A 21573-nucleotide genomic window follows, 5' to 3' on the forward strand; every position below is an offset into this window, starting at 1 on the left:
GATGTCCTGTGTTCTTGCCACCTTATTAGCAATAGAAAAGCATGCGTTTAAATAGATCTGTAAAAAATGACCGTGTGGAATCACACATCCATCGATCTCGATTGAATTTACTTGTCGCGTTGATCATTACCTTGTCATTTATACTGGTTTTACGCTTGGCTTATTTACAAATATCAGAATTTAAACGATATGAAACCTTATCCTTGAAAAATCAGATGGGTATCATTCCTATCGCACCTCCGCGGGGAATTATTCTCGATAAAAATGGAGTTGTTCTCGCTGAAAATATCCCTGTCTATGTTTTAGAAGTGATTCCAGAACGTGTTAAACATTTAAATATAACCATTGAAAAGTTAAGAATGCTTCTTCCATCAATTACGGATGATGATATTGATAATTTTAAACGAGCTCGCAAGCAGAATCGTTCTTTCGTCCCGATTCCTCTTAAACTCAAGCTAACACAAGAAGAAGTTGCTCTTTTTGCTACAAATCAATATCAGTTTCCTGGAGTAAGTATTAAAGCAAGGTTGATGCGGTTTTATCCACAAGGAGAAATAACTGCACATCTTCTTGGTTATGTAGGACGAATCAATGTACAGGAATTACGTCAAGTTGATCCAACCAATTATCGCGCCACAAATTTCATTGGAAAAGCAGGGATTGAAAAATTTTATGAGAATATCCTTCATGGTGAAGTGGGCTATCAACAGGTAGAAACAGATGTTAGTGGCAGGACACTACGAATTGTTAATAAGCAAAATCCTGTTTCTGGTGAAAAACTCTATTTAACAATTGACTCGCGTTTGCAGAAAGTTGCCTATGAGGCAATGAAAGATAAACGCGGTGCTGTTGTTGCCATGAGTACCCGCGGCGGGGATATTTTAACAATGGTTAGTGCTCCAAGTTTTGATCCGAACGCTTTTGTTAATGGAATTAATGCGAGCGACTATCAAAAATTGTCTACTGCACGTGACAGACCTCTTTATAATCGCGCCGTCCGAGGACTATATCCGCCAGCCTCTACTATCAAGCCTTTTATGGGGCTTGCCGGCCTGGAAAAAGGAGTTGTTGATACACATTACAGTATTTATGATCCAGGCTGGTTCAGATTGCCTGGTGTCAGCCATGCTTACCGAGATTGGAAAAAAACTGGTCACGGTGTCATCAATTTGAAGCGCGCAATTACTGTTTCTTGCGATACTTATTTTTATCAATTAGGTCATAAAATGGGTATTGCAGCTATGGAAGATATATTAAGTCAGTTTGGTTTTGGTCAATTGACTCATATTGATCTCCATGAAGAAGCAGCCGGGCTTTTACCCAACAAACATTGGAAAAGGCAAACTAAAGGTGTTCCCTGGTACCCTGGTGATACGGTTATTACCTCTATTGGACAAGGTTTTATGTTGGTTTCACCCGTTCAGTTGGCTAATGCAACTGCTTCTTTAAGCCAAAAAGGTAAACGGTACAGACCCCACCTTTTGCAACGATCAGTTCAAAGTGATCGTGGTGAAACGCATGAGTATCAGGTATTGGAAGAGTACCCAATGCGCCTGAAAGATGATAGCTACTGGACTGTGATTGCTGATGCGATGCAATCTGTCATCGTAAGTAACGAGGGAACTGGTTACCGTTTTGGTAGAAATGCCCCCTACTCTGTTGCGGCAAAAACAGGCACAGCGCAAGTATTTGGTGGGCGGCACTATGAAAAGGCGCGTGAAGGAGGGGAAATTCCCGAGTTTCTAAGAGACCATTCACTCTTTATTGCCTTTTCCCCTGTAGAAGATCCTGAAATAGCAATTGCAGTTATGGTAGAAAATGATGTTGCTGCCTCTAACGTGGCTCGCAAAGTCTTGGATGCTTATTTTGAACTCAAAAAAAGTGATACAAAATCATGAAATCAAGTCATGTAAGGCCTGTCTATCGATTAACAGCTAAATCATTACACATTGATTTACCTTTACTTGGCCTGCTTTTAGCTTTAATTGCCTTTGGCATGCTTATTCTATATAGCGCTTCTAACCAAAATTTAAGTATGGTCCTCCGTCAATCACTAAGATTAGTTTTTGCTTTGGCAATTATGATGCTTTTTGCTGTCATACCCCCGCATAAATATAAAATCTGGACCCCTTGGATTTTTGGTGTTGGTTTGGGACTTTTGATAGCAGTGATGCTAATAGGAAAAATCGGTAAAGGAGCCCAGCGTTGGCTCGATTTAGGCTTATTTCGTTTTCAACCTTCAGAAATCATGAAGCTGGCGATTCCTATGATGACAGCCTGGTACTTTGACCGCAAGGCAATCCCTATTGATATCAAATCGCTGATGATAGCTGCTCTCATAATTTTTATTCCTACCCTATTAATTGCCAAACAACCTGACTTAGGCACTGCAATTATGGTTGCAGCAGCAGGCTTAAGCGTTGTTTTTCTAGCTGGAATCAGTATGAATGTCCTTCTGGCACTCATTACCTTGATAGGACTTGCTACCCCCCTACTTTGGCATTTCATGCATGATTACCAAAAGCAACGAATTTTTACTCTTCTCAATCCGGAACAAGATCCCTTAGGATCAGGCTACCACATTATCCAGTCAAAAATTGCGATTGGCTCAGGAGGAGCATTCGGTAAAGGCTGGCTTGAAGGGAGCCAATCCCATCTTAATTTTTTACCCGAGCATGCGACTGATTTTATTTTTGCAGTTAGCGGAGAAGAGTTTGGTTTTGTAGGTAGTAGTATTCTTATTATTCTGTTTATTCTTATCTCTTTGCGGGGCCTTTATATAGCAAAACAAGCCCAAACAAGCTTTACACGTTTATTAGCAGCCTCTTTGGCAATGACCTTTTTCTTATCTGCCTTTGTAAATATTGGCATGGTTATGGGGATTCTGCCTGTGGTTGGTATTCCGCTGCCCTTAGTAAGCTATGGTGGTACTGCGATGGTTACTTTCCTCACCAGCTTTGGTATTTTAATGTCCATCAGTTCACATCGTATTTTGTTTAATAGCATGTAGGGGATCGTTTATATTTCTACTATCTTGACGCTTATGGTTTGATTTCCAGCACATACGACAGCGTATGTCCTGCTGCGATGAGCCAACCATAATCACCCAAACTAGCGACCTATCAATAGCCCCTAGTCTGTTTGTAGAGTTAACCCGGATAAATGCCAGGGTTGTCTCTCAGGCGGAAATCAATTTTGAGGAAACTGGTGCATAACTTTTACGGTGGATAGCGCACGGCCCCTTTTCCTGAAGAAGCTTACGGTGCATCTCCGTTGCATACCCTTTATGGATAGCAAAACCGTAGCCGGGATAAACCAACTCCATTTTTTCCATTTCTTCATCACGCAGTACTTTAGCTAAAATGGAAGCAGCCCCAATAGCCTGAATCAAGCTGTCCCCTTTGACAATGGCCTGACAAGGAATAGTAACAGAAGGAATGTATAAGCCATCAACTAAAATCTCATCAGGTTTTATTGTTAACGCCTCTATGGCACGCTTCATAGCAAGTAAGGTAGCATGATGAATATTTAATTGATCAATTTCTTCTACTTCTGCACGGCCATAAGCAAAACATCGTGCCTCATTCTTTATTCTCTCGGCCAATTGCTTACGTTTGGCTGCACTTAACTTTTTGGAATCAGTCACTCCTTCGATCGGCCGGTGTAAAATCACAGCAGCAGTAACAACTGCTCCGGCTAAAGGACCACGACCGACTTCATCAACACCGGCAATACATTTCTCCATAACGCCCTTGTCCTGAGGTTCAATAAAAAGCGATAGTTTAACGAGATCTCATATAAAAGCTATGTATTGTGTAAAAACACTTTTAAAAAATCTTTTTATATCAAGCTCCGACTATTTAAAATTGATTTATCCGCTAGGAAATGCGATCATGCGCGCAAATTATTGGCAATTGTTGTCTTATGGCTAAGTTAAAATGTGCTGTTATTGGAGTTGGTTATTTAGGGCGTTTTCATGCTCAAAAATACCTCATGCTGCCAAATGCAGAATTGGTAGCTGTTTGTGATGCGAATAAAGCAACCAGCGAAGCGGTTGCTCAGGAGCTACAAGTACCCGCTTATCAAGATTATAGAGATTTATTTGATGAAGTAGATGCAGTCAGCATCGCAGCGACCACTAACCAACATTATGAAATCGCTAAGCATTGCCTGGAACAAGGTATTCATGTACTTATTGAAAAGCCAATTACTGAAACTGTTGAGCAAGCCAGCGAATTAATTCGCTTGGCAAAAAAACACCAGGTCAAATTGCAGGTTGGCCATTTAGAACGTTTCAATTCTGCCCGGCTAGCGTTGGACGAGCATCTAGAACAACCTCTTTTTATTGAATCTCATCGTTTAGCCCCATTTAATCCACGGGGTACCGATGTTAATGTTATTCTTGATTTAATGATTCATGATATCGATATCATTCAGACTATTGTGGATAGTCCTATAGTGAATATCGATGCTCAGGGAGCCCCCGTTCTTTCCAAGTCAATTGATATCGCGAACGCAAGAATTACCTTTGAAAATCATTGTGTCGCTAATGTCACTGCCAGTCGTATCAGTTTTAAGACTGAGCGCAAAACAAGGATCTTTCAACCAAATTCTTATATTTCGATTGATTACCATAATAAGCAATTTGCCGTCTTTCAAAAAGGAGAAGGTGAAATGTTTCCGGGTATCCCTGAAATTACCCGTCATCAATCAGTATTTGAGAAAGGTGATGCATTATTGGAAGAGATAAAGGCTTTTATAAATTGTATTGAAAAAGATACAGCACCACTTGTTACCGGTGAAGAAGGCCGTGCAGCGCTTGCGACAGCAGAAAAAATTACTTCTTTGATTAATAAGCATTTAGTTGCAAGACATGTCGTCAGCTAAACATATTGTCATTATTGCCGGTGAAGAATCGGGCGATATGCACGCAGCCGTCCTGATACAACAATTACGCGCTTGGGACAATAATCTTATTATAAGTGGTATTGGTGGTAGGCATATGCAGGAAGCCGGTGTCCAGCTGATCAGTGATCTGGCGCGCTTTGGTGTTACTGGACTTTCTGAAGTTATTCGTCACCTTCGAGTTATTAAAAAAGCATTCAAAGCAATCAAAGCGCATTTACAAACCGTAAAACCCGATTTGTTAATTCTGGTTGATTACCCGGGTTTTAATTTGCGTTTAGCAAAATTTGCCAAAAAACTTGGTATTCGCATCTTATATTACATTAGTCCCCAAATTTGGGCATGGAAAGCTAATCGGATTGAAACGATTCGTGCTTGTGTTGATCATATGGCTGTTATCTTGCCCTTTGAAAAAACACTTTATCAGCAAGCAGGAGTCCCTGTTTCTTTCGTGGGCCATCCACTTGTTGATAAAATCCTTCCTTACACTGATATTAAAACTATTCGCGAAAATTTAAATTTACCGGCTGAAAAACGCTTAATTGCTATGTTACCTGGCAGTAGAAATAATGAAATAGAAAGACATATGCCCGTACTTCTTGCTACAGCTGAAATGCTCAGCCAACAGCAGGATAATATCCATTTTGTTATTCCTATTGCGGGTTCATTAAACCCTACTCTGGTAAAAGATTATTTTGCTAAGAGTAAGGTTGGGGTTTCTTTCATCCCTGGGCATGCCAGAGAGGTCATTGCTTGCAGTGATTGCGCCGTGGTAGCTTCTGGAACAGCCTCTCTTGAGTGTGCACTGTTGGAAAAACCCATGTGCATTATCTACAAAAGCTCCATGATTAGTTATATCGCAGCGATGAAATTAATCAAAGTAAAATACCTGGGCTTATGTAACCTGTTGCAAAATGAGATGGTGGTTCCGGAATTGTTGCAATACGATTGCAATGCAACAGAATTAACTCGTACTTTGAGTGAACTTTTGATTGATACTGAAGTAAAAGAACGTATGCTAAGGCGCCTTAAACACTTAAAAATCTCCATTTCCTCTGAACAAGCGGATTGTTCGCTCTTAACGCTGGTAAAGGCTGAAATAAATCACTCTGCATAAAATAAAGCAAGAGTAGTCAGTATATTAACGTATATTGAGTCAAGTATGCCTGATAATCAACCAATTATTAAGGGAACCTTAAGATTTATGTAGATTATCAATTAACCTTCATGTACAATTAATCTTGCTTCCACCTGATGGTGAAAGTATTGGGATAGAATGATTTAACCAAAATAAGGAAGTTACGATGAATGTCATTGATACACAAGCATCTTCTCAAACTACGAAACAAGAACAAGGTCTTCAAGACTTGGTTTATGGTTTAGTAACTCGCTTTCTTGCTGAAAATAAAGGCAAGTCCATTGATGATCTGTATGACATGATTCTTTCTGAAGTAGAGCCACCTCTTCTACAGGCTGTTATGGAGAAACGTCGTGGTAATCAACTGCAAGCAGCGAAAATGCTTGGAATCAGCCGTGGTACTATCAGAAAAAAATTACAACGTTATTTCGGCACAAAATATTTTCGTCTTACAGACGAGTAATACACTGTTAGCTAAACCGCTATTAGACTCTGAAAAAGGCCCGTATTCACGAGCCTTTTTTTATTGGATTATTTAATCTTATGAAATTAAATTAAAACCAGTGTCGTTGACTTCTTCTTCCTGGTGAATTAAAGGCAAGGGTTTTTCCGGTTTGGCTGAAAATATACTCAATGGCCATGCAATTGAACCACTATTCGGGATTCTTCGTGGCAAAGGTATCATTGCACCAGCATTTTCTTTGCTCGCTAAGCTCAATACAACTGGTAAGTGAAGAACCGCACCAGGAAGAATACCAGGTCCACTTAGCAATGTTGTCAATAATGCTTCCCTGTCTTGTGAATCTAAAGGTATAACGGCGTGATTAGTTGAGTGTTCGCGCGCATCTTTAGCTAAATTCTTGGGTATTACACACTCGCTTATATAGGCACTATGACACTTGGCTTGCACCGGCGCGACAAACTCCACGGTACCTATTGGATTTCCGGCTGTTCTTCGAAAGGAAAGCGCAGTGATTTCAGGCTCGGAAAAATCGAAGCGTAATTCTTTTTTCCCTGCAATTCCTGCTATTTCTTCTGTTACTTCACTCTTGGCTGTTTCAACCACTAAATTTCGACCATCAGCAAAATTTAGCCTTTTTTCAACATCATGTGCTTCCAAAAAACCGCCAGGAACAGAATATAAACCAAGTTGGACTCGCTGCATTAACACCGTTTTACCATTAGTGGTTACTAAAGGAGCAAGAACTCCTGTCTTAAAAAAGCTCTGTTTATAAAGTTCACTCTGCTCCGGAAATTTCTTGCTTGATAAAGCGACAATAAAAGAATAAGGAACTCTTTTAGCTTCCATATAAACTGTATTCGCGACTTCATCATAGACCACCCCAGTAATAACCATTTGTTGGCCATCGTAAAACTTGGGGTTTTTCTTTTTTTGCTCTTCTACCACCAATAAACGTGCTGTTTCTTCCTCATCCGTTAGAGTGACTGCTGGCAAATCATCATATAAATTAGCAGGTGCTAAAGTTTTCACGCTTTTTACAAAAACAACGTTTGGTGATTTTTTAAATTGAAAACTTGACTGTGCTGTATTTGTATCAAAATTAATTGCTCCTGGTTTAGTATCAGGAGCATAACTACGTGTAACAGGTTGAGGTACAGGCGCGCTTTCTATAGAAATATTTTTCCAAAGTTGAATAAGATCGAACATATAATCCCCCAAAATGGGGGATTATATTTTTTTTTCGATCATTAATCAAAAAACAGTTTCTCCTGACATCAAGCTCAGACAAGAGAATAGAAGCGACAAAGATGGCTGACTGTAATTATTAGAATTATAAAAAAGCCCGTCTAAAACGGGCTTAAATTTGCTATTAAGCTTCCAACAAGAGTTTATTCACTCGACTAACAAAATCAGCAGGGTTTTCAAGCTGACCTCCTTCTGCAAGGACTGCTTGCTCGAATAACATCACAACCCACTCAGCAAATAAACCATCATCCGTTATGCCATGTAAGCGTTTGATCAAAGCGTGTTCCGGATTAATTTCAAAAATGGGTTTGCTCGCCGATACCTTTTGCCCAGCTGCTTGCAAAATGCGCTGCATTTCCAGACCCATGTCCTGTTCATCTGCCACAATACAAGCTGGCGAATTGGTCAAGCGGTTAGTGAATTGTACTTCTTTGACCCGCTCTCCAAGAACATCTTTAATTTGCTTGAGCATGGGCTCCAAAGCCTTTTCCTGCTCTTTTGCTTGTGGAGTATCACTCGTGTCATCACCGGCTGGAAGATCGACTTTGCCTTTACTGATCGATTGCAATTTCTTGCCATTAAACTCACTTAGATAACTAACTAACCACTCATCAATACGATCACTTAAGAGCAAAACCTCAATACCTTTTTTATTGAAAATCTCAAGATGTGGGCTATTTTTGGCTGCATTATAGCTAGCTGCCGTGATGTAATAAATTTTATCCTGCCCCTCTTTCATGCGTGAAAAATAATCATCCAAGGTAACCGTTTGCTTTTCTGAGTTGGATGTTGAACTGCTAAAACGCAATAATTTGGCGATTGCTTCCCGGTTAGCATAATCTTCTACCGGTCCTTCCTTAAGTGCCAAGCCAAATTGCTCCCAGAAAAGTTGATATTTTTCAGGATCATCTTTACTCAATTTATCCAGCATTGACAAAACACGCTTAGTACATGCGGCTCTGATGGACTCAACCTGCTTATTATCTTGTAGAATTTCACGCGAAACATTTAGTGGTAAATCACTGGCATCCACAATTCCTTTTACAAATCGTAGATAGCGTGGCAAAAATTGGGTTGCATCATCCATAATGAAAACACGCTTCACATAGAGCTTTAGGCCGTGTTTCATTTCCTGTTGCCATAAATCAAAGGGAGCATTTGCAGGTATGTAGAGTAAACTAATGTAATCGTGTTTGCCTTCTACGTGGTTATGGGACCAGATTAAAGGATCCTGGTAATCGTGAGCGATATGTTTATAGAGGGTTTTATAATCTTCATCGCTGATTTCTGATTTTTGCATAGTCCATAAAGCCGTTGCTTTATTGACCGCTTCAAAATCAGGGCTTTCACTTGCTTTCTCTTTTTTCTCTTCTTGCTCAACTTCATCCATTTTTTTCATCATAATTGGCCAACAAATATGATCCGAATATTTATGGATAATGCTACGCAAGCGCCAGTCACTCAAAAATTCATCCTGATCTTCCTTCAAGTGCAAAATAATTTCTGTGCCCCGCTCTTTTCTCTTTTCCTGGCCAATAGTGAACTCACCTTCACCATTGGATTGCCAGACAATGCCTTCATCAGCGCTGAGGCCAGCACGCCGGCTTTTAACGGTAACCTTATCTGCCACAATAAAAGCAGAATAAAAACCGACACCGAATTGGCCAATCAGATGAGAATCTTTTGCTTGTTCACCCGTTAAGTGACTCATAAATTCCTTGGTTCCTGACTTGGCGATAGTACCCAAATTTTCAACCGCTTCATCCCAGCTTAAGCCAATACCATTGTCTTTGATTGTGATTGTTTTTAACTTTTCATTGAATTCGACAGTGATACGTAGATCAGAGTCTTTTTCGTACAATGAGGCATTAGCAAGAGCAAGGAAACGAAGCTTATCCAAAGCATCAGATGCGTTTGAGATTAATTCACGTAAAAAGATTTCCTTATTGGAGTAAAGTGAATGAACAACAAGATGTAACATCTGTTTCACTTCAGTTTGGAACCCCATTGTTTGTTGCTTAGCCACCATTTATAAATCTCCCATGACTCATAAAAATTAAAAAAATGATTACTGGATACTCACGAATATTACTTCTAAGAGCATTACTATTAGATTTACCCCTTTATTCTTTATTGCTTAGATGCTACAGGGGACATTTCATTCCACTTATATGTGGACATCCGCCAACAATTTCAAGGTGAAGAATTGAGTTTTATTAATAATTTTAATGATTTTACCCTTTAATAACTTAACAACTGCACCTAGTAATATTCAAAAACTTGGAGGAAGCCATAAAAATGGCCTTGAACGGCTATCCTGCCTGTACTGTCAATTCACTTATAAACCTGCGTTTATAAAGAACTGACAGTCAGCAGTATGAAGATGATAATAATACCTTAGTTACTGGCTTCTTAGAGACTGTAATACAATTCAAACTCAATAGGATGGACAAGACTTCTAACTTGTGCAATCTCAGCTTCGCGAAGAGAAATATAACTTTTAATAAAATCGCGACTAAAAACATCACCTTGCAACAGAAAGTCATGGTCCTCTAGTAGATGTTGTACAGCTTGCTCCAGGGAGCCACATACCGTAGGTACATCCACCAACTCTTCAGGAGGAAGATCATAAAGATCTTTATCAATGGGTTGACCTGGGTGAATTTTCTTTTGTATACCATCCAATCCGGCCATCATCATTGCAGAAAATGCAAGATATGGGTTAGCCATTGGATCCGGGAAGCGCACCTCAATCCGACGACCTTTCGGATTATTAATATGAGGAATACGGATCGCTGCAGAACGGTTACGAGCCGAATAGGCCAGTAAAACAGGGGCTTCAAAACCAGGAACCAGACGCTTGTAACTGTTAGTAGCCGGGTTGGTAAAGGCATTCAGTGCTCTTGCATGCTTGATAATACCACCAATGTAATAAAGGGCTGTTTCTGACAGACCAGCATATTGATCACCACTAAACAAGTTGACGCCATCTTTCATTAAAGATTGGTGACAATGCATACCATTACCATTATCACCTACTAAAGGTTTAGGCATGAAAGTCGCTGTTTTACCATAATTATGAGCTACGTTATGGATAACATATTTTAAAATTTGTAGTTCGTCGGCTTTTTTAGTTAAGCTATTAAAACGCGTTGCTACCTCACATTGGTTTCCGGTAGCTACTTCATGATGATGCGCTTCGACAACCATGCCTAAGGACTCTAGTGTCAAACAGATTGCAGAGCGGATATCCTGTGAGGAGTCGACTGGTGGAACAGGGAAATAGCCACCCTTGACACTGGGACGATGGCCAATATTGCCACCTTCAAAATTTTTACCAGAATTCCAATGTGCCTCATCAGAATCAACTTTATAAAAAGACCCACTCATGTTTGTTTCCCAGCGCACGTCGTCAAACAGGAAAAATTCGGGCTCGGGTCCAAAAAAAGCTTTATCTGCTATACCGGTCGATTGCAAATAAACCTCTGCTCGCTGTGCTATGGAACGTGGATCACGGTCATAACCTAGCATAGTTTGCGGATCAACCACATTGCAACGAAGAATCAGTGTATTATCCTGATAAAATGGATCAGGAAGGATTGTATCCATATCAGGCATTAGAGTTAGATCTGACTGATGAATTTTTTGCCAACCTTTGATAGAAGAGCCGTCAATCATTTTACCGTTTTCAAGGAAATCATCATCTACAGCCCCAACAGGAATAGTGATATGTTGTTCTTTTCCTCGTGTGTCTGTAAATCGCAAATCAATAAATTTAGCATCGTGTGCTTTTATTTTCTCGTATATTACTTCTTTGTTCATTATCATCTCCAAGATTGACCACCACCAAGTCTACCCTAAGTGACTTACTAAACCCAATAGATTACACTGTTTCCTATTAAAACTAATAGTAGTGAATATGGGCGCCTATCATTATCAAGCGCTAAATAAAGCGGGTTCGACTGCGAAAGGTGTTATTGAAGCTGATTCAGAACGCCAAGCACGCCAATTACTCCGTGAGCGTGGTTTAATTCCAACACAAATTCGTGCTTTGGTTAAGCAACAGCAGTCACGCAGAAAAGACAAGCTATCTGCGCAAGATTTATCCTTATTTACTCGCCAGTTGGCAACTTTGCTTGCTGCCGGTATTCCTGTAGAAGAATCTTTGCGCGGTGTCAGTGAGCAAACCGAAAAAGATAAAGTCCGAGAATTAATTATCGGTGTTCGCTCCAAAGTACTTGAAGGATATGCTTTGGCACAAGCAATGGCTGAATTTCCTAATGCGTTTCCAGAACTTTATCGAGCAACGGTAGGTGCAGGTGAACAAACAGGTCGTTTGGATCTCGTATTAGAAAAACTGGCGCAATATACTGAAAATCAGCAAGAAACCAGACAGAAAATTCAGCAGGCGCTTATTTATCCCTCGGTGATGATTGTTGTTTCAACTGCGATCATTGGTTTCTTGCTTGCTTTTGTCGTGCCCAAAATTATTGAAGTCTTTACCAGTAGTGGCCAATCTTTGCCGAATATGACTAAAGTGCTTATTACCCTCAGTGGATTCATTAAATCTTACGGATTAATTAGCTTGGGAATCATTATTATTCTGCTAGCGGGCTTTAAAAAGAGTCTTCATCATCTGAAAATCCGTACCGCCTGGCATCAGGTGTTGTTAAAATTACCCATTGTTTCCTATTTGGTTAGATCCATTAATGTAGCACGCTATATTCACACCTTTAGTATTTTATTTACTGCCGGAGTTAATGTCCTGGAAACCATGCGTGTTTCTGCAAGTCTGGTGACTAACCTGGTCATGCGTAATGCATTCGATCTCGCCACCATAAGGGTCAGAGAAGGAAGTTCCATCAGTCAAGCATTAAAAGAAACAAGTTATTTAAGTCCAATGGCAACTCATTTAATTGCTAGTGGTGAAAAAAGCGGACAAATAGCTGTCATGATGGAACGTGCTGCTTCGCATCTTGATAGTGAAGTAAAACACCTCATTGATACTGCATTAACCCTTCTTGAGCCCCTGGTCATTCTACTCATGGGAGCGGTTGTTTTATTTATCGTGTTGGCCACTCTCCTACCCATATTTTCTATGGAACAGCTTGTTACCTAGTCAATAGTATTTACGTACGGATAAGAATCTAACAAGTTTCAATAACAGCTATCCTTTTTCGTATCGTGCATGCTCACCTTATAGTAGAATCAGTCCAGGGGTTATTTACATTTCGTGCTTATAGCTTGATTTACTGCGTTTTGCTGCTCAAATACTGAGTCTTCGCTGCGAAGTTCGAAAAATCAAGCCATGATCGTCAACAGCCTCTAACAAATTGATTGAGGAGTTTTTAATGAACAGACAAAGTGGCTTTTCTTTAATTGAAATTATGGTTGTAGTCGTCATCCTGGGTATTCTTGCTTCCATTGTAGTGCCTAAAATTATCAGTCGACCGGATGAAGCTCGTGTTGTTAAAGCGAAACAAGATGTACTTGCAATTCAAAACGCGATGGATCTTTATAAATTGGATAATGGCATTTACCCCAGTACAGATCAGGGTCTCCATGCCTTAGTTGAAAAGCCTACTTCTAACCCTATTCCTCGTGATTGGAAACAATACCTAAAATCTATACCTAAAGATCCTTGGGGTCGTGAGTATTTATATCTTAATCCAGGAGAGCATGGTGAAATAGATATTTTTACCTTAGGAGCTGATGGGCAACAGGGAGGCAGTGGTATTAATGCAGAAATAGGTAATTGGGATGCGCAATAAGGGGGGCTTTACCCTCATTGAAATTTTAGTGGTGCTGTTTATTATCAGCATCACTTTAAGCTTTGCCTTACTTGCCTTTGGTGATTTTGGCGCCAGCCGACGCATTATTGTTGCGGCAGAGCAGTTTTCTGCTTACCTTAAGCTAGTGCAACAACAAGCAATTATCGAAGGAAAAAATTTAGGTGTTGATATTAATAACCAAGGTTATAAAACCTATCGTTTAGAACAGGGAAACACATGGCAGGCTATGCCAGAAAAAAGCATTTTTCATTGGCAACATTTTCCTAATAATCTTGTCATTGATTTGGAAAGCCCACTCAAAAATAATACGCGGATGCCTGATATTATGGTGAGCCCTTCTGGTAATTTAACTGTCTTTAAATTACGTTTTGGTACAACTGATAAGCCTGGATTGGCTACTCTGATTGGTAAACGCAATGGGCAGCTTGTTCTCCTAAAACCCCAAGTATCATGACCAAGCGCTCTCATCAATACAAAAATCAGACAGGCTTTACTTTGATTGAGGTTCTCTTAGCCCTGGCTGTTATTAGCATAGCCTTAACTGCCTTGCTGAAATCTTCTGCCCAAAATATAGTCAACACACAACGAATAAAAGAGAAAACGATAAGTCATTGGGTGGCTATGCAAGGAGTAGCCATGGTTCAACTAGGCTTATTACAAGTGAATACCAGCCAGGAAGTCACCCAAGTCACTACGATGCTTGGTCAACGATGGTATTGGCGTGTCCGGGCTAATTCTACACCCATCAAATCTATGCAACAAATTACCATCACTGTCAGTAAAAACCAGGCCGGCCCCTTTGGCTCTCCATTAGTAGCATTTCGGTATCAACAAAAATGAACAAACAACAGGGCTTTACTCTTCTTGAAATTTTAATTGCGCTGGTTGTTTTTGCCATTCTGGCAAGCCTATGTTCTTCTGCGATGTATAATGCCTTTCATACTCAAAAGCAGGTAGCACATCAAGCGGAGCAATTGAATACCTTGCAATTAGCAATCACCCGCATTGAACAAGATACAAAACAAGCTGTAGAAAGAGCTGTCCGCGGGAATGACATGCATATTTTTCCTCCTTTTGTAGGGCAAGCACACTACCTTGAATTTACTCGCACTGGTGTTGCAAATCCCGAAGCCACTGAAAAACGTAGTACTCTTCAACGCATCGCTTATTTATGTGATAAACATCAACTGCTAAGAAGAAGTTGGGAAACACTTGATACAGTGGAGCGTAGTCGCTATGAAGACCAATCACTACTTTATGGCCTGGAAGACTGTGAATTTGCCTATTTGAATTATAGCTTACAAGTATTGCCTGAATGGTTTGCGAATGCCTTACAGCAAAACCAGCGTAAAGAACCTTTTCCAAAAGCAATTCAATTTTCCTTAACATTAAAAAACTGGGGAAAAATGAGTTTTCTATTGATTATTCCGGAGGCTCTTTATAGTGCTTAATAGGGCCAAAAATAAAGGAAGTGCGCTTATTTCCGCACTCTTTATCATGACGCTTGTTGCAATAGCGGCTACAGCAATGAGCACTCGCTTGCAACTTGATATTTACCGTACTCGTTTGACAATAAATAGTGATAAACTCTATCTAGCTTCGCAGGCACTAAGTTTTTGGGCAATGGATATGCTCTCCTCGAAGAAAATTTCTTTCCGGGTTGGTGATGTCTATGGCAAAATTAGCAATTTTCCTACCAAACTGCAAAGACTCTATCCAGAAGCTCTAATTGAAGGTGGCTTATATGATTTACAAGCCCGCTTTAATTTAAATAATTTAACCGATAAGAAATATCAGGCTCTCTTTGCCCAATTATTAGAATCGATATCATCACAAATGACTCCAGATGAGCGTAAAGAACTTACTTTAGCGACAACCAATTGGTTGATGCCTTATCAGCCCGGAGTTGGTAATGAATTTTTTTCTTATTATTTACGAAAAAAGCCCGGCTACTACCCCAGCCAGCAACCGATGCAGAGTGTCTCTGAGCTCAGATTAATTAAAGGTGTTAATGCCAAACTCTATCAACGCCTGTTTCCTTATGTCATAGCCCTACCAGAATCAACTCCGATTAATATAAATACAGCACCGAAACAACTTTTAATGACACTGGGTAACGGGCTTAATGAAGAACAAGTCAATGAGTTACTAGCTGCACGTAGAAAAAAAGGTATTTCTGATCTTAAAGAGATCTACCCTATTTTAGAAAAATTGAATATCCGCAGTGACCAAATTACCGTCGAAAGCCAATATTTTATGACAATTGCAACGGTCAGAATAGGTGAGTTAAGTCTCGTTAACTATACCATCATTAAGCGTAATAAAGATAAACAGGGAAAAATGGCTGCTCTTATATTAAGTGAAAGCTTAAATACGCATGGATAAAGACTATTCTTTCTTGTTTTTTATTTGCTGGAATAGCTCTTCACCGCGATCTTTATCTTGAGTAGACATAGTAGGTTCAAGTCGGGCAAGCTCCTTTGATGCTTGCTGATTTTTATTAACAGTAGCCAATTTCAACCAGGCATAAGCCTTAGAAACATCTTTATTCACACCAAGACCAGCCAAATATAGATAACCTAATTTCCCCTGAGCCATTGCATTGCCTTGATCTGCCGCTTTGCCAAACCAATAAGCTGCTTGTTCGTAATCTTTATTAACGCCAACGCCAGTCAGCAAAAGTTGCCCCAGTTCCGCCTGAGCTTGTGAATTTCCCTGTTCAGCAGACGCTTCATACCAATAAACCGCTTTTTGGGCATCTGCTTCTACACCCAATCCATTGAGATATTGATAGGCCAAATAGGCTTGGGCATTTCTATGTCCTTGATTGGCGGCGCTGGAAAACCAGTAAGTGGCTGCACGTTGATCCTGAGCTATACCGTATTTGCCTGTATATAAAAGACCAAGACTATATTGTCCTTTTGCGTCACCTTGCTCTGCCGCTTTTTCATACCAATATAAAGCTTTCTCTACATCTTTCTCAGTACCATAACCCATCATGTATTGATAACCCAAGTTAACCTGTGCTTTTGCATAACCTTGTTCTGCTGATTTTTTAAACCACTCAAAAGCCTTAACTTCACTCGTTTCAATCCCATCTCCTACAGCATACATTAAACCAATATTTCTTTGGGCAATCGCATTACCATGCTCAGCTGCTTTCATATACCAGAGGAATGCCTGTTTATAATCCTGTTTTACGCCACGACCATTATCATATAAAAAACCTAAACTTAACTCTGCTAAGGCATTATTTTTTGCCGCTGCTTTTTGATACCACTCTCCAGCTTTAACATCATCATGATTCACACCATAACCGTATTGATACATACGCCCTAATAAATACATGGCCTCATCATTTCCTTCATCGGCTGCTTGTACCAAGTGAGGATAGGCGGTTGTATAATCACCATTTTCATAGGCAGAAAAACCGACAATCACATCGGCAAAAACTGAATTAATATAAAGACAAGCAGCGAGAACCAGTATTCGCATGCTTACTCCTGAGTAATTCCCTTATTAAAAGCGTAGGATATTAAGACAACAAAGCAAATAATTTGCTAACTAATTTAATTAATTCTACAAATTGGTAATATTTTAATGGTCTTCTTTCACTGTTCTCTATGCTTTATTCGTCAGTAAAAAAGTACGGATTGACCTTATTAAATTGAAAAGGAAATTTAAAAAATTATTATCGCAAGTGATACATTTAATAGTTGTATGAATTTTTCTACTGTCCAATAGACTATAATTTAAGAATTCTTATTAATAATTTATAGGAGAGCTCGTATTAAAACAAAATTCTGATTTATATTAATGACAACTATATTAGATGGAACTTTATTTAAATATTACAAGGACGAAAATCATGAAAAAACTCATTTTAATATTCACTGGCTTAATCTTAGGAAGTAGTGTTTATGCAGCAAATGTTACAGATATGAATTCAAAATGGATCTGTACTACAAATGCTAGTAGCAGTGATGTAGCCTCTGAAAAAGCTGCCGATGATAAACTGGCAAATACTCAAGCTTCTGCTAGTAATGCCTTTGCTGCTGCAGCTCAAAATTGCCGTGATTGCACTAAAATAACCTGTGAAGTCCAAGACTAAAACATTGGAGACTATCCTTTCAGGGTAGTCTCCTTTTCGATAAGTTAAGCATCGTATTTCTTTTTAAACTGACTCATTCTTTCACCAATTATTTCCAACTCATTACCGCCAAGTAAATTCTTTACCTGTGGAAACAATTTATTTTCTTCTTCCTCTGCGTGGTGAATCACATTATTTTTAAAACGGGCAAATTTTTCCTCCCATTCTTGTTGGCTTTTAATATCATCAAACTCTTTAATAGCCTTTTCTGCCCTTTTCTCTTCTGTGAGTAAATGCTTTACCGTGGGATCTAATTTTTTATTGTCCTTAAAGCAGGGATACCAAACTTTATGTTCCATTGTTTCATGTCTGATAAGCTCATGACATAAATCATCAAACATCGTTTGTCGTTTATCATCACGAAAATTTGTATTGGCTATTTCATTCAATGTTCTTCTAACTTTGTTATGCTCACTAATCAAAAAAGATATTGCGTCCATGATTTGCTCCTAAAATCCAATTTAAAAATTACTTTATTATTTATATTAGCATAGAGAAAATTATGAATAACTCTAATTAATCCAATGTAAAAACCAATGCAAATTCAATAAAAATAAAAGAAAATGCTATACTTTTAATGTACATTCATGGAGGAATATCATGCTTACTACTTTATTAATTGTATTATTAATTTTACTGTTAATTGGTGGCTTACCTAGATGGGGTTACAGTAGTAATTGGGGATATGGGCCATCAGGGCTTATAGGCCTTATTCTAGTTATTCTTTTGATACTTATCTTAATTGGAAGAGTACCATTATGACAGAGAGTTAATAAGAGTAGAATATAAGGAATATTTAATTGGATAATAATGGAAATTTCTTTATATTCAGCTAAAAAATATAAGGAAACAGAAAAAGCTGCTTTATATAAAGACAGCATGAAAGATGGTTACGTAAATTTTAGGAAACAGTTTCCTTATTATTAACTAAGTGGTAAAAAAATTACTCTTCCAAAAGCTCTACAATGGATAAGCTTTTTAGCTAGACCTCCATGTCGTATGGATATCACTATTTAAAAGCAAAAGAGACATAATGAAAAATAAAACAAGACATAAGCAATTATAGTTTCGCATTAATATCATTTAAAACTCTAATCTATACTTATAGGATTAGGGATTAATTTATTAGATTAAATATATTTTTATAATGATAAAAGGAGTTATATTATGAATCATGCAAATATAGTTAAAAGCAGCGAAGTATCAGGTGTTAAAGTTAAGAATTCTTTAGGTGAAGATTTAGGAGAAATTAACGAAGTTGTCATTGATAAACTTATGGGGAAAGTAAATTATCTAGTCCTGGATTTTGGTGGTTTTTTAGGGTTTGGCAACAAATTTTTTGCTGTTCCTTGGGATTTATTCACCTATGATAAAAAAAATAATTGCTTTCTTTTGAACATCGACAAAGAAAGTTTAAAGAATGCTCCTGGATTTGATAAAGACCATTGGCCTAATTTTGCTGCTCCGGAGTATATATCAACGCTTAATAAGTATTATCACTAATAGGTTCCAGACATTAACACTCATTCGTGTTAATGTCTGCTCTACACTGTTTGTTCTTTATTAGGAATTTGCCTGAAAGTAGTGTTTCATTGATGTGCCTAACTAAACTTCAAGGATGATTCAAATGTCTGTAGCGTTTATTTCTCATCCAAATTGTCTGTTACATAATATGGGAACAACACATCCTGAACAGCCAGCTCGGCTGCAAGTCATTGAGGATGAGTTAATTCGTTGTGGTTTCAGTGAGCATTTAAACTATTACCAGGCCCCTCTTGCGACCAAAGATCAATTGCAACTTGTACATGATCCGGATTATATTGAATTTATTTTTAATATCTCCCCGCAAAAAGGCCTCATTCCCTTAGATCCAGATGTATGGATGAATCCTCACTCTCTAATAGCTGCTCTTCACGCAGCAGGCGCAGCAGTATATGGTGTTGATTTAGTCATGAAGGGCGACACTAAAGCAGCCTTTTGCAATGTACGTCCACCCGGACATCATGCAGAACGTAATAAAGCAATGGGCTTTTGTTTCTTTAATAATGTTGCTGTTGCGACCGCCTATGCACTGGATTTCTACAAATTACAACGCATAGCTATCGTTGATTTTGATGTTCACCATGGCAATGGTACTGAAAATATTTTTCAGGCAGAACCAAGGGTTTTGTATTGTTCTTCTTTCGAGCATCCTTTTTACCCCTTTAGTGGTGCCGAAACAAGAAATCAGCATATTCTCAATATCCCTTTGGCTGCTGGAACAACGGGCGAGCAGTTTCGTGCCAAAGTAACTGAACATTGGTTGGAGCAAATTCAATCCTTCGCCCCTTCGCTCATTTTTTTCTCGGCTGGTTTTGATGCTTATATTGATGATGATATGGCGGATCTCAGACTTACACCGAATGATTATCTTTGGATCACGCAAAAAATAAAAACTATCGCAGAGAGATGTTGCCAGGGACGGATGGTGTCCGTATTAGAGGGCGGTTACGCCTTAAATGGTTTAGGAGTCTGCGCTGCAGCCCATATTCGTGGTCTACTAGAGCCAGTTGAGCTGGCTACTATCTGAGCCGCACTGATTTCCGGTATTGACTATTCTGTAAATGTACTGTGAGGCTCCTAAATCAAGGCTCTTCGACTCAGTTACATGACGATAACTGCAGCACCAGTAAATCGCCCATAACGTAAATCATCCAAGGCTTGATTGACCCCATGCAATGGATAAGTGTGAACCTCTGTTTTTATAGGTATTTGCGGAGCTAGTGTTAAAAACTCTTCACCATCTTTCCGAGTTAAATTAGCTACAGAACATAAGGTTCGCTCTCCCCAGAGATCAGCGTAAGGGAAACTTGGTATATCACTCATGTGAATACCTGCGCAAACCACTGTTCCTCCTTTCTCAGTGGCTCGAAGCGCGATTGGAACCAATTCACCAACGGGAGCGAAAATAATTGCTGCCTCAAGAAGGCGTGGTGGTGATTTCTCTGAACTACCAGCCCAGACAGCACCTAACTGATAGGCGAAATCCTGAGCAGTTAGATCGCCAGGGCTAGTGAAAGCATAAACTTTCCGTTGCTGGTAACGTGCTACTTGAATAAGAATATGTGCTGCAGCACCAAATCCATAGATACCAAGATGTTGTGCATTCCCTGTTTTTAATAAAGCGCGATAACCTATTAACCCTGCGCAAAACAAAGGCGCCGCTTGATGATCAGGATATCCTTCTGGAATAGAAAAACAGAAACGCCAATCAGCTACGCAATAGTTGGCAAAACCACCGTCAATTTGATAGCCAGTGAATTTTGCCTCGTCGCATAAATTTTCGCGACCAGTTAGGCAAAAATGACAAACACCACAACTGCTACCCAACCATGGCACACCAACTCGCTGACCAATAACAAAATTTTTAACCCGCTTACCTAGCTTTTTAATGGTTCCAACAATTTGATGGCCAGGAACAAGAGGAAGTTTGGGCCTTGTTAATTCACCATCTATAACATGTAAATCAGTTCGACAAATACCACAGGCATGTACTTTAATTAACACCTCATTCGATTTTGGCTGTGGTTCTTCCAGTGTACCTGGGTTTAGTTGCTGATGAATTTGTTCCAAGAGCATAGCATCCATGATGAACCTGGCTTATTTGCATACTAAAGTATCAATAATTATAGGCAATGATAACATGTAACAGAGCCCAAGGTCTGTTGACATTTCTCAAGCTGGAGTCGAAAAACATTGATTTACGAGCATCACAACCCAATTTCATGCAAGTAAATGAGCAGCGAAATGCAGGGAATCAATGCTTTTCGACTCCAGATAGTAGAAATGGGAATAGACCCTAAATGGCTTCAAATATTGCCGCCGCACCCATTCCTGTTCC

General features: G+C 39.2%; 22 protein-coding genes. 15 read left to right on the top strand and 7 right to left on the bottom strand.

What is annotated here, in order from left to right:
* Window positions 1–41 precede the first annotated feature (41 nt).
* Both mrdA and rodA read left to right on the top strand, forming a co-directional pair.
* Window positions 42–1898, top strand: coding sequence for a penicillin-binding protein 2 (gene mrdA, locus ACN4Z1_RS11925; RefSeq protein ID WP_228364680.1), 1857 nt, complete (start codon window positions 42–44; stop codon window positions 1896–1898).
* On the top strand, window positions 1895–3010 hold the full coding sequence (gene rodA, locus ACN4Z1_RS11930; protein ID WP_115221293.1) for a rod shape-determining protein RodA: 1116 nt from the start codon (window positions 1895–1897) through the stop codon (window positions 3008–3010). The genes mrdA and rodA overlap by 4 nt, the downstream gene beginning before the upstream one ends.
* 168 nt (window positions 3011–3178) lie before the next feature.
* On the opposite strand, the gene rnhB is transcribed toward rodA, so the two are convergent.
* Window positions 3179–3745, bottom strand: coding sequence for a ribonuclease HII (gene rnhB, locus ACN4Z1_RS11935; protein ID WP_228364681.1), 567 nt, complete (start codon window positions 3743–3745; stop codon window positions 3179–3181).
* A 179-nt stretch (window positions 3746–3924) separates the two neighbouring features.
* On the opposite strand from rnhB, the gene ACN4Z1_RS11940 reads away from it, so the two are divergent.
* From ACN4Z1_RS11940 to ACN4Z1_RS11950, 3 genes are all read left to right on the top strand, one after another.
* Entirely contained in the window at window positions 3925–4887 is a 963-nt protein-coding gene (locus ACN4Z1_RS11940; RefSeq protein ID WP_228364682.1) for a Gfo/Idh/MocA family protein, read from the top strand.
* The gene (gene lpxB, locus ACN4Z1_RS11945) at window positions 4874–6022 is read left to right on the top strand and encodes a lipid-A-disaccharide synthase (protein ID WP_228364683.1); all 1149 of its coding nucleotides are present in this window, start codon (window positions 4874–4876) and stop codon (window positions 6020–6022) included. Before ACN4Z1_RS11940 ends, lpxB begins: the two co-directional genes overlap by 14 nt.
* A gap of 187 nt (window positions 6023–6209) precedes the next feature.
* The gene (locus ACN4Z1_RS11950; RefSeq protein WP_115221289.1) at window positions 6210–6506 is read left to right on the top strand and encodes a helix-turn-helix domain-containing protein; all 297 of its coding nucleotides are present in this window, start codon (window positions 6210–6212) and stop codon (window positions 6504–6506) included.
* Between the two features lie 78 nt (window positions 6507–6584).
* Here ACN4Z1_RS11950 and ACN4Z1_RS11955 read toward each other — a convergent pair whose 3' ends face one another.
* The 3 genes from ACN4Z1_RS11955 to glnA all read right to left on the bottom strand — a co-directional run bounded on the left by ACN4Z1_RS11955 (window position 6585) and on the right by glnA (window position 11573).
* The gene (locus tag ACN4Z1_RS11955) at window positions 6585–7712 is read right to left on the bottom strand and encodes a hypothetical protein (RefSeq protein ID WP_228364684.1); all 1128 of its coding nucleotides are present in this window, start codon (window positions 7710–7712) and stop codon (window positions 6585–6587) included.
* 163 nt (window positions 7713–7875) lie between these two features.
* On the bottom strand, window positions 7876–9780 hold the full coding sequence (gene htpG / locus ACN4Z1_RS11960) for a molecular chaperone HtpG (protein ID WP_228364685.1): 1905 nt from the start codon (window positions 9778–9780) through the stop codon (window positions 7876–7878).
* Between the two features lie 383 nt (window positions 9781–10163).
* The gene (gene glnA / locus ACN4Z1_RS11965) at window positions 10164–11573 is read right to left on the bottom strand and encodes a type I glutamate--ammonia ligase (RefSeq protein WP_115221286.1); all 1410 of its coding nucleotides are present in this window, start codon (window positions 11571–11573) and stop codon (window positions 10164–10166) included.
* A 97-nt stretch (window positions 11574–11670) separates the two neighbouring features.
* Here glnA and lspF point away from each other — a divergent pair, with 97 nt between their 5' ends.
* The 6 genes from lspF to gspK all read left to right on the top strand — a co-directional run bounded on the left by lspF (window position 11671) and on the right by gspK (window position 15928).
* The gene (gene lspF / locus ACN4Z1_RS11970; protein WP_228364686.1) at window positions 11671–12870 is read left to right on the top strand and encodes a GspF family T2SS innner membrane protein variant LspF; all 1200 of its coding nucleotides are present in this window, start codon (window positions 11671–11673) and stop codon (window positions 12868–12870) included.
* Window positions 12871–13102: 232 nt separating this feature from the next.
* Window positions 13103–13522 carry a GspG family T2SS major pseudopilin variant LspG gene (gene lspG / locus ACN4Z1_RS11975; protein WP_058443746.1) on the top strand — a complete coding sequence of 140 codons (420 nt, stop codon included), beginning with the start codon at window positions 13103–13105 and terminating at the stop codon, window positions 13520–13522.
* A complete protein-coding gene (gene gspH / locus ACN4Z1_RS11980; protein ID WP_228364687.1) occupies window positions 13512–13997 on the top strand; it encodes a type II secretion system minor pseudopilin GspH in 486 nt (161 codons plus the stop codon). The genes lspG and gspH overlap by 11 nt, the downstream gene beginning before the upstream one ends.
* Complete coding sequence (gene gspI / locus ACN4Z1_RS11985) at window positions 13994–14383, top strand: type II secretion system minor pseudopilin GspI (protein ID WP_228364688.1); 390 nt, start codon at window positions 13994–13996, stop codon at window positions 14381–14383. The genes gspH and gspI overlap by 4 nt, the downstream gene beginning before the upstream one ends.
* Window positions 14380–14994, top strand: a complete 615-nt coding sequence (lspJ, locus tag ACN4Z1_RS11990; protein WP_228364689.1) for a GspJ family T2SS minor pseudopilin variant LspJ — start codon at window positions 14380–14382, stop codon at window positions 14992–14994. The genes gspI and lspJ overlap by 4 nt, the downstream gene beginning before the upstream one ends.
* Window positions 14987–15928, top strand: a complete 942-nt coding sequence (gene gspK, locus ACN4Z1_RS11995) for a type II secretion system minor pseudopilin GspK (RefSeq protein WP_228364690.1) — start codon at window positions 14987–14989, stop codon at window positions 15926–15928. The genes lspJ and gspK overlap by 8 nt, the downstream gene beginning before the upstream one ends.
* Window positions 15929–15931: 3 nt before the next feature.
* Here the strand turns inward: gspK and ACN4Z1_RS12000 are convergent, their stop codons facing one another.
* The gene (locus ACN4Z1_RS12000) at window positions 15932–17038 is read right to left on the bottom strand and encodes an SEL1-like repeat protein (RefSeq protein ID WP_228364691.1); all 1107 of its coding nucleotides are present in this window, start codon (window positions 17036–17038) and stop codon (window positions 15932–15934) included.
* Between the two features lie 373 nt (window positions 17039–17411).
* On the opposite strand from ACN4Z1_RS12000, the gene ACN4Z1_RS12005 reads away from it, so the two are divergent.
* A complete protein-coding gene (locus ACN4Z1_RS12005; RefSeq protein ID WP_115221280.1) occupies window positions 17412–17654 on the top strand; it encodes a hypothetical protein in 243 nt (80 codons plus the stop codon).
* 44 nt (window positions 17655–17698) lie between these two features.
* On the opposite strand, the gene ACN4Z1_RS12010 is transcribed toward ACN4Z1_RS12005, so the two are convergent.
* Window positions 17699–18133: a hemerythrin domain-containing protein gene (locus ACN4Z1_RS12010; protein ID WP_115221279.1), complete on the bottom strand. Its 435-nt coding sequence runs from the start codon at window positions 18131–18133 to the stop codon at window positions 17699–17701.
* A 160-nt stretch (window positions 18134–18293) separates the two neighbouring features.
* Between ACN4Z1_RS12010 and ACN4Z1_RS12015 the strand changes: the two genes are divergently transcribed.
* From ACN4Z1_RS12015 to ACN4Z1_RS12025, 3 genes are all read left to right on the top strand, one after another.
* Window positions 18294–18455: a DUF3309 family protein gene (locus ACN4Z1_RS12015; protein WP_115175154.1), complete on the top strand. Its 162-nt coding sequence runs from the start codon at window positions 18294–18296 to the stop codon at window positions 18453–18455.
* Between the two features lie 405 nt (window positions 18456–18860).
* Window positions 18861–19196, top strand: coding sequence for a PRC-barrel domain-containing protein (locus ACN4Z1_RS12020; protein ID WP_115221278.1), 336 nt, complete (start codon window positions 18861–18863; stop codon window positions 19194–19196).
* Between the two features lie 124 nt (window positions 19197–19320).
* A complete protein-coding gene (locus ACN4Z1_RS12025) occupies window positions 19321–20262 on the top strand; it encodes a histone deacetylase family protein (RefSeq protein WP_419388076.1) in 942 nt (313 codons plus the stop codon).
* Between the two features lie 74 nt (window positions 20263–20336).
* On the opposite strand, the gene ACN4Z1_RS12030 is transcribed toward ACN4Z1_RS12025, so the two are convergent.
* Complete coding sequence (locus ACN4Z1_RS12030; protein WP_228364693.1) at window positions 20337–21320, bottom strand: zinc-dependent alcohol dehydrogenase family protein; 984 nt, start codon at window positions 21318–21320, stop codon at window positions 20337–20339.
* Between the last annotated feature and the right edge of the window lie 253 nt (window positions 21321–21573).

The organism is Legionella sp. ST3F1, assembly GCF_048553315.1.
Taxonomy (GTDB): Bacteria; Pseudomonadota; Gammaproteobacteria; order Legionellales; family Legionellaceae; genus Tatlockia; species Tatlockia donaldsonii.

Excerpts from the sequence above, each read along its gene's own strand:
- mrdA (WP_228364680.1), top strand. The coding sequence starts at position 42 with ATGCGTTTAAATAGATCTGTAAAAAATGACCGTGTGGAATCACACATC.
- rodA (WP_115221293.1), top strand. The coding sequence starts at position 1,895 with ATGAAATCAAGTCATGTAAGGCCTGTCTATCGATTAACAGCTAAATCA.
- rnhB (WP_228364681.1), bottom strand. The coding sequence starts at position 3,745 with ATGGAGAAATGTATTGCCGGTGTTGATGAAGTCGGTCGTGGTCCTTTA.
- ACN4Z1_RS11940 (WP_228364682.1), top strand. The coding sequence starts at position 3,925 with ATGGCTAAGTTAAAATGTGCTGTTATTGGAGTTGGTTATTTAGGGCGT.
- lpxB (WP_228364683.1), top strand. The coding sequence starts at position 4,874 with ATGTCGTCAGCTAAACATATTGTCATTATTGCCGGTGAAGAATCGGGC.
- ACN4Z1_RS11950 (WP_115221289.1), top strand. The coding sequence starts at position 6,210 with ATGAATGTCATTGATACACAAGCATCTTCTCAAACTACGAAACAAGAA.
- ACN4Z1_RS11955 (WP_228364684.1), bottom strand. The coding sequence starts at position 7,712 with ATGTTCGATCTTATTCAACTTTGGAAAAATATTTCTATAGAAAGCGCG.
- htpG (WP_228364685.1), bottom strand. The coding sequence starts at position 9,780 with ATGGTGGCTAAGCAACAAACAATGGGGTTCCAAACTGAAGTGAAACAG.
- glnA (WP_115221286.1), bottom strand. The coding sequence starts at position 11,573 with ATGAACAAAGAAGTAATATACGAGAAAATAAAAGCACACGATGCTAAA.
- lspF (WP_228364686.1), top strand. The coding sequence starts at position 11,671 with ATGGGCGCCTATCATTATCAAGCGCTAAATAAAGCGGGTTCGACTGCG.
- lspG (WP_058443746.1), top strand. The coding sequence starts at position 13,103 with ATGAACAGACAAAGTGGCTTTTCTTTAATTGAAATTATGGTTGTAGTC.
- gspH (WP_228364687.1), top strand. The coding sequence starts at position 13,512 with ATGCGCAATAAGGGGGGCTTTACCCTCATTGAAATTTTAGTGGTGCTG.
- gspI (WP_228364688.1), top strand. The coding sequence starts at position 13,994 with ATGACCAAGCGCTCTCATCAATACAAAAATCAGACAGGCTTTACTTTG.
- lspJ (WP_228364689.1), top strand. The coding sequence starts at position 14,380 with ATGAACAAACAACAGGGCTTTACTCTTCTTGAAATTTTAATTGCGCTG.
- ACN4Z1_RS12000 (WP_228364691.1), bottom strand. The coding sequence starts at position 17,038 with ATGCGAATACTGGTTCTCGCTGCTTGTCTTTATATTAATTCAGTTTTT.
- ACN4Z1_RS12005 (WP_115221280.1), top strand. The coding sequence starts at position 17,412 with ATGAAAAAACTCATTTTAATATTCACTGGCTTAATCTTAGGAAGTAGT.
- ACN4Z1_RS12010 (WP_115221279.1), bottom strand. The coding sequence starts at position 18,133 with ATGGACGCAATATCTTTTTTGATTAGTGAGCATAACAAAGTTAGAAGA.
- ACN4Z1_RS12015 (WP_115175154.1), top strand. The coding sequence starts at position 18,294 with ATGCTTACTACTTTATTAATTGTATTATTAATTTTACTGTTAATTGGT.
- ACN4Z1_RS12020 (WP_115221278.1), top strand. The coding sequence starts at position 18,861 with ATGAATCATGCAAATATAGTTAAAAGCAGCGAAGTATCAGGTGTTAAA.
- ACN4Z1_RS12025 (WP_419388076.1), top strand. The coding sequence starts at position 19,321 with ATGTCTGTAGCGTTTATTTCTCATCCAAATTGTCTGTTACATAATATG.
- ACN4Z1_RS12030 (WP_228364693.1), bottom strand. The coding sequence starts at position 21,320 with ATGGATGCTATGCTCTTGGAACAAATTCATCAGCAACTAAACCCAGGT.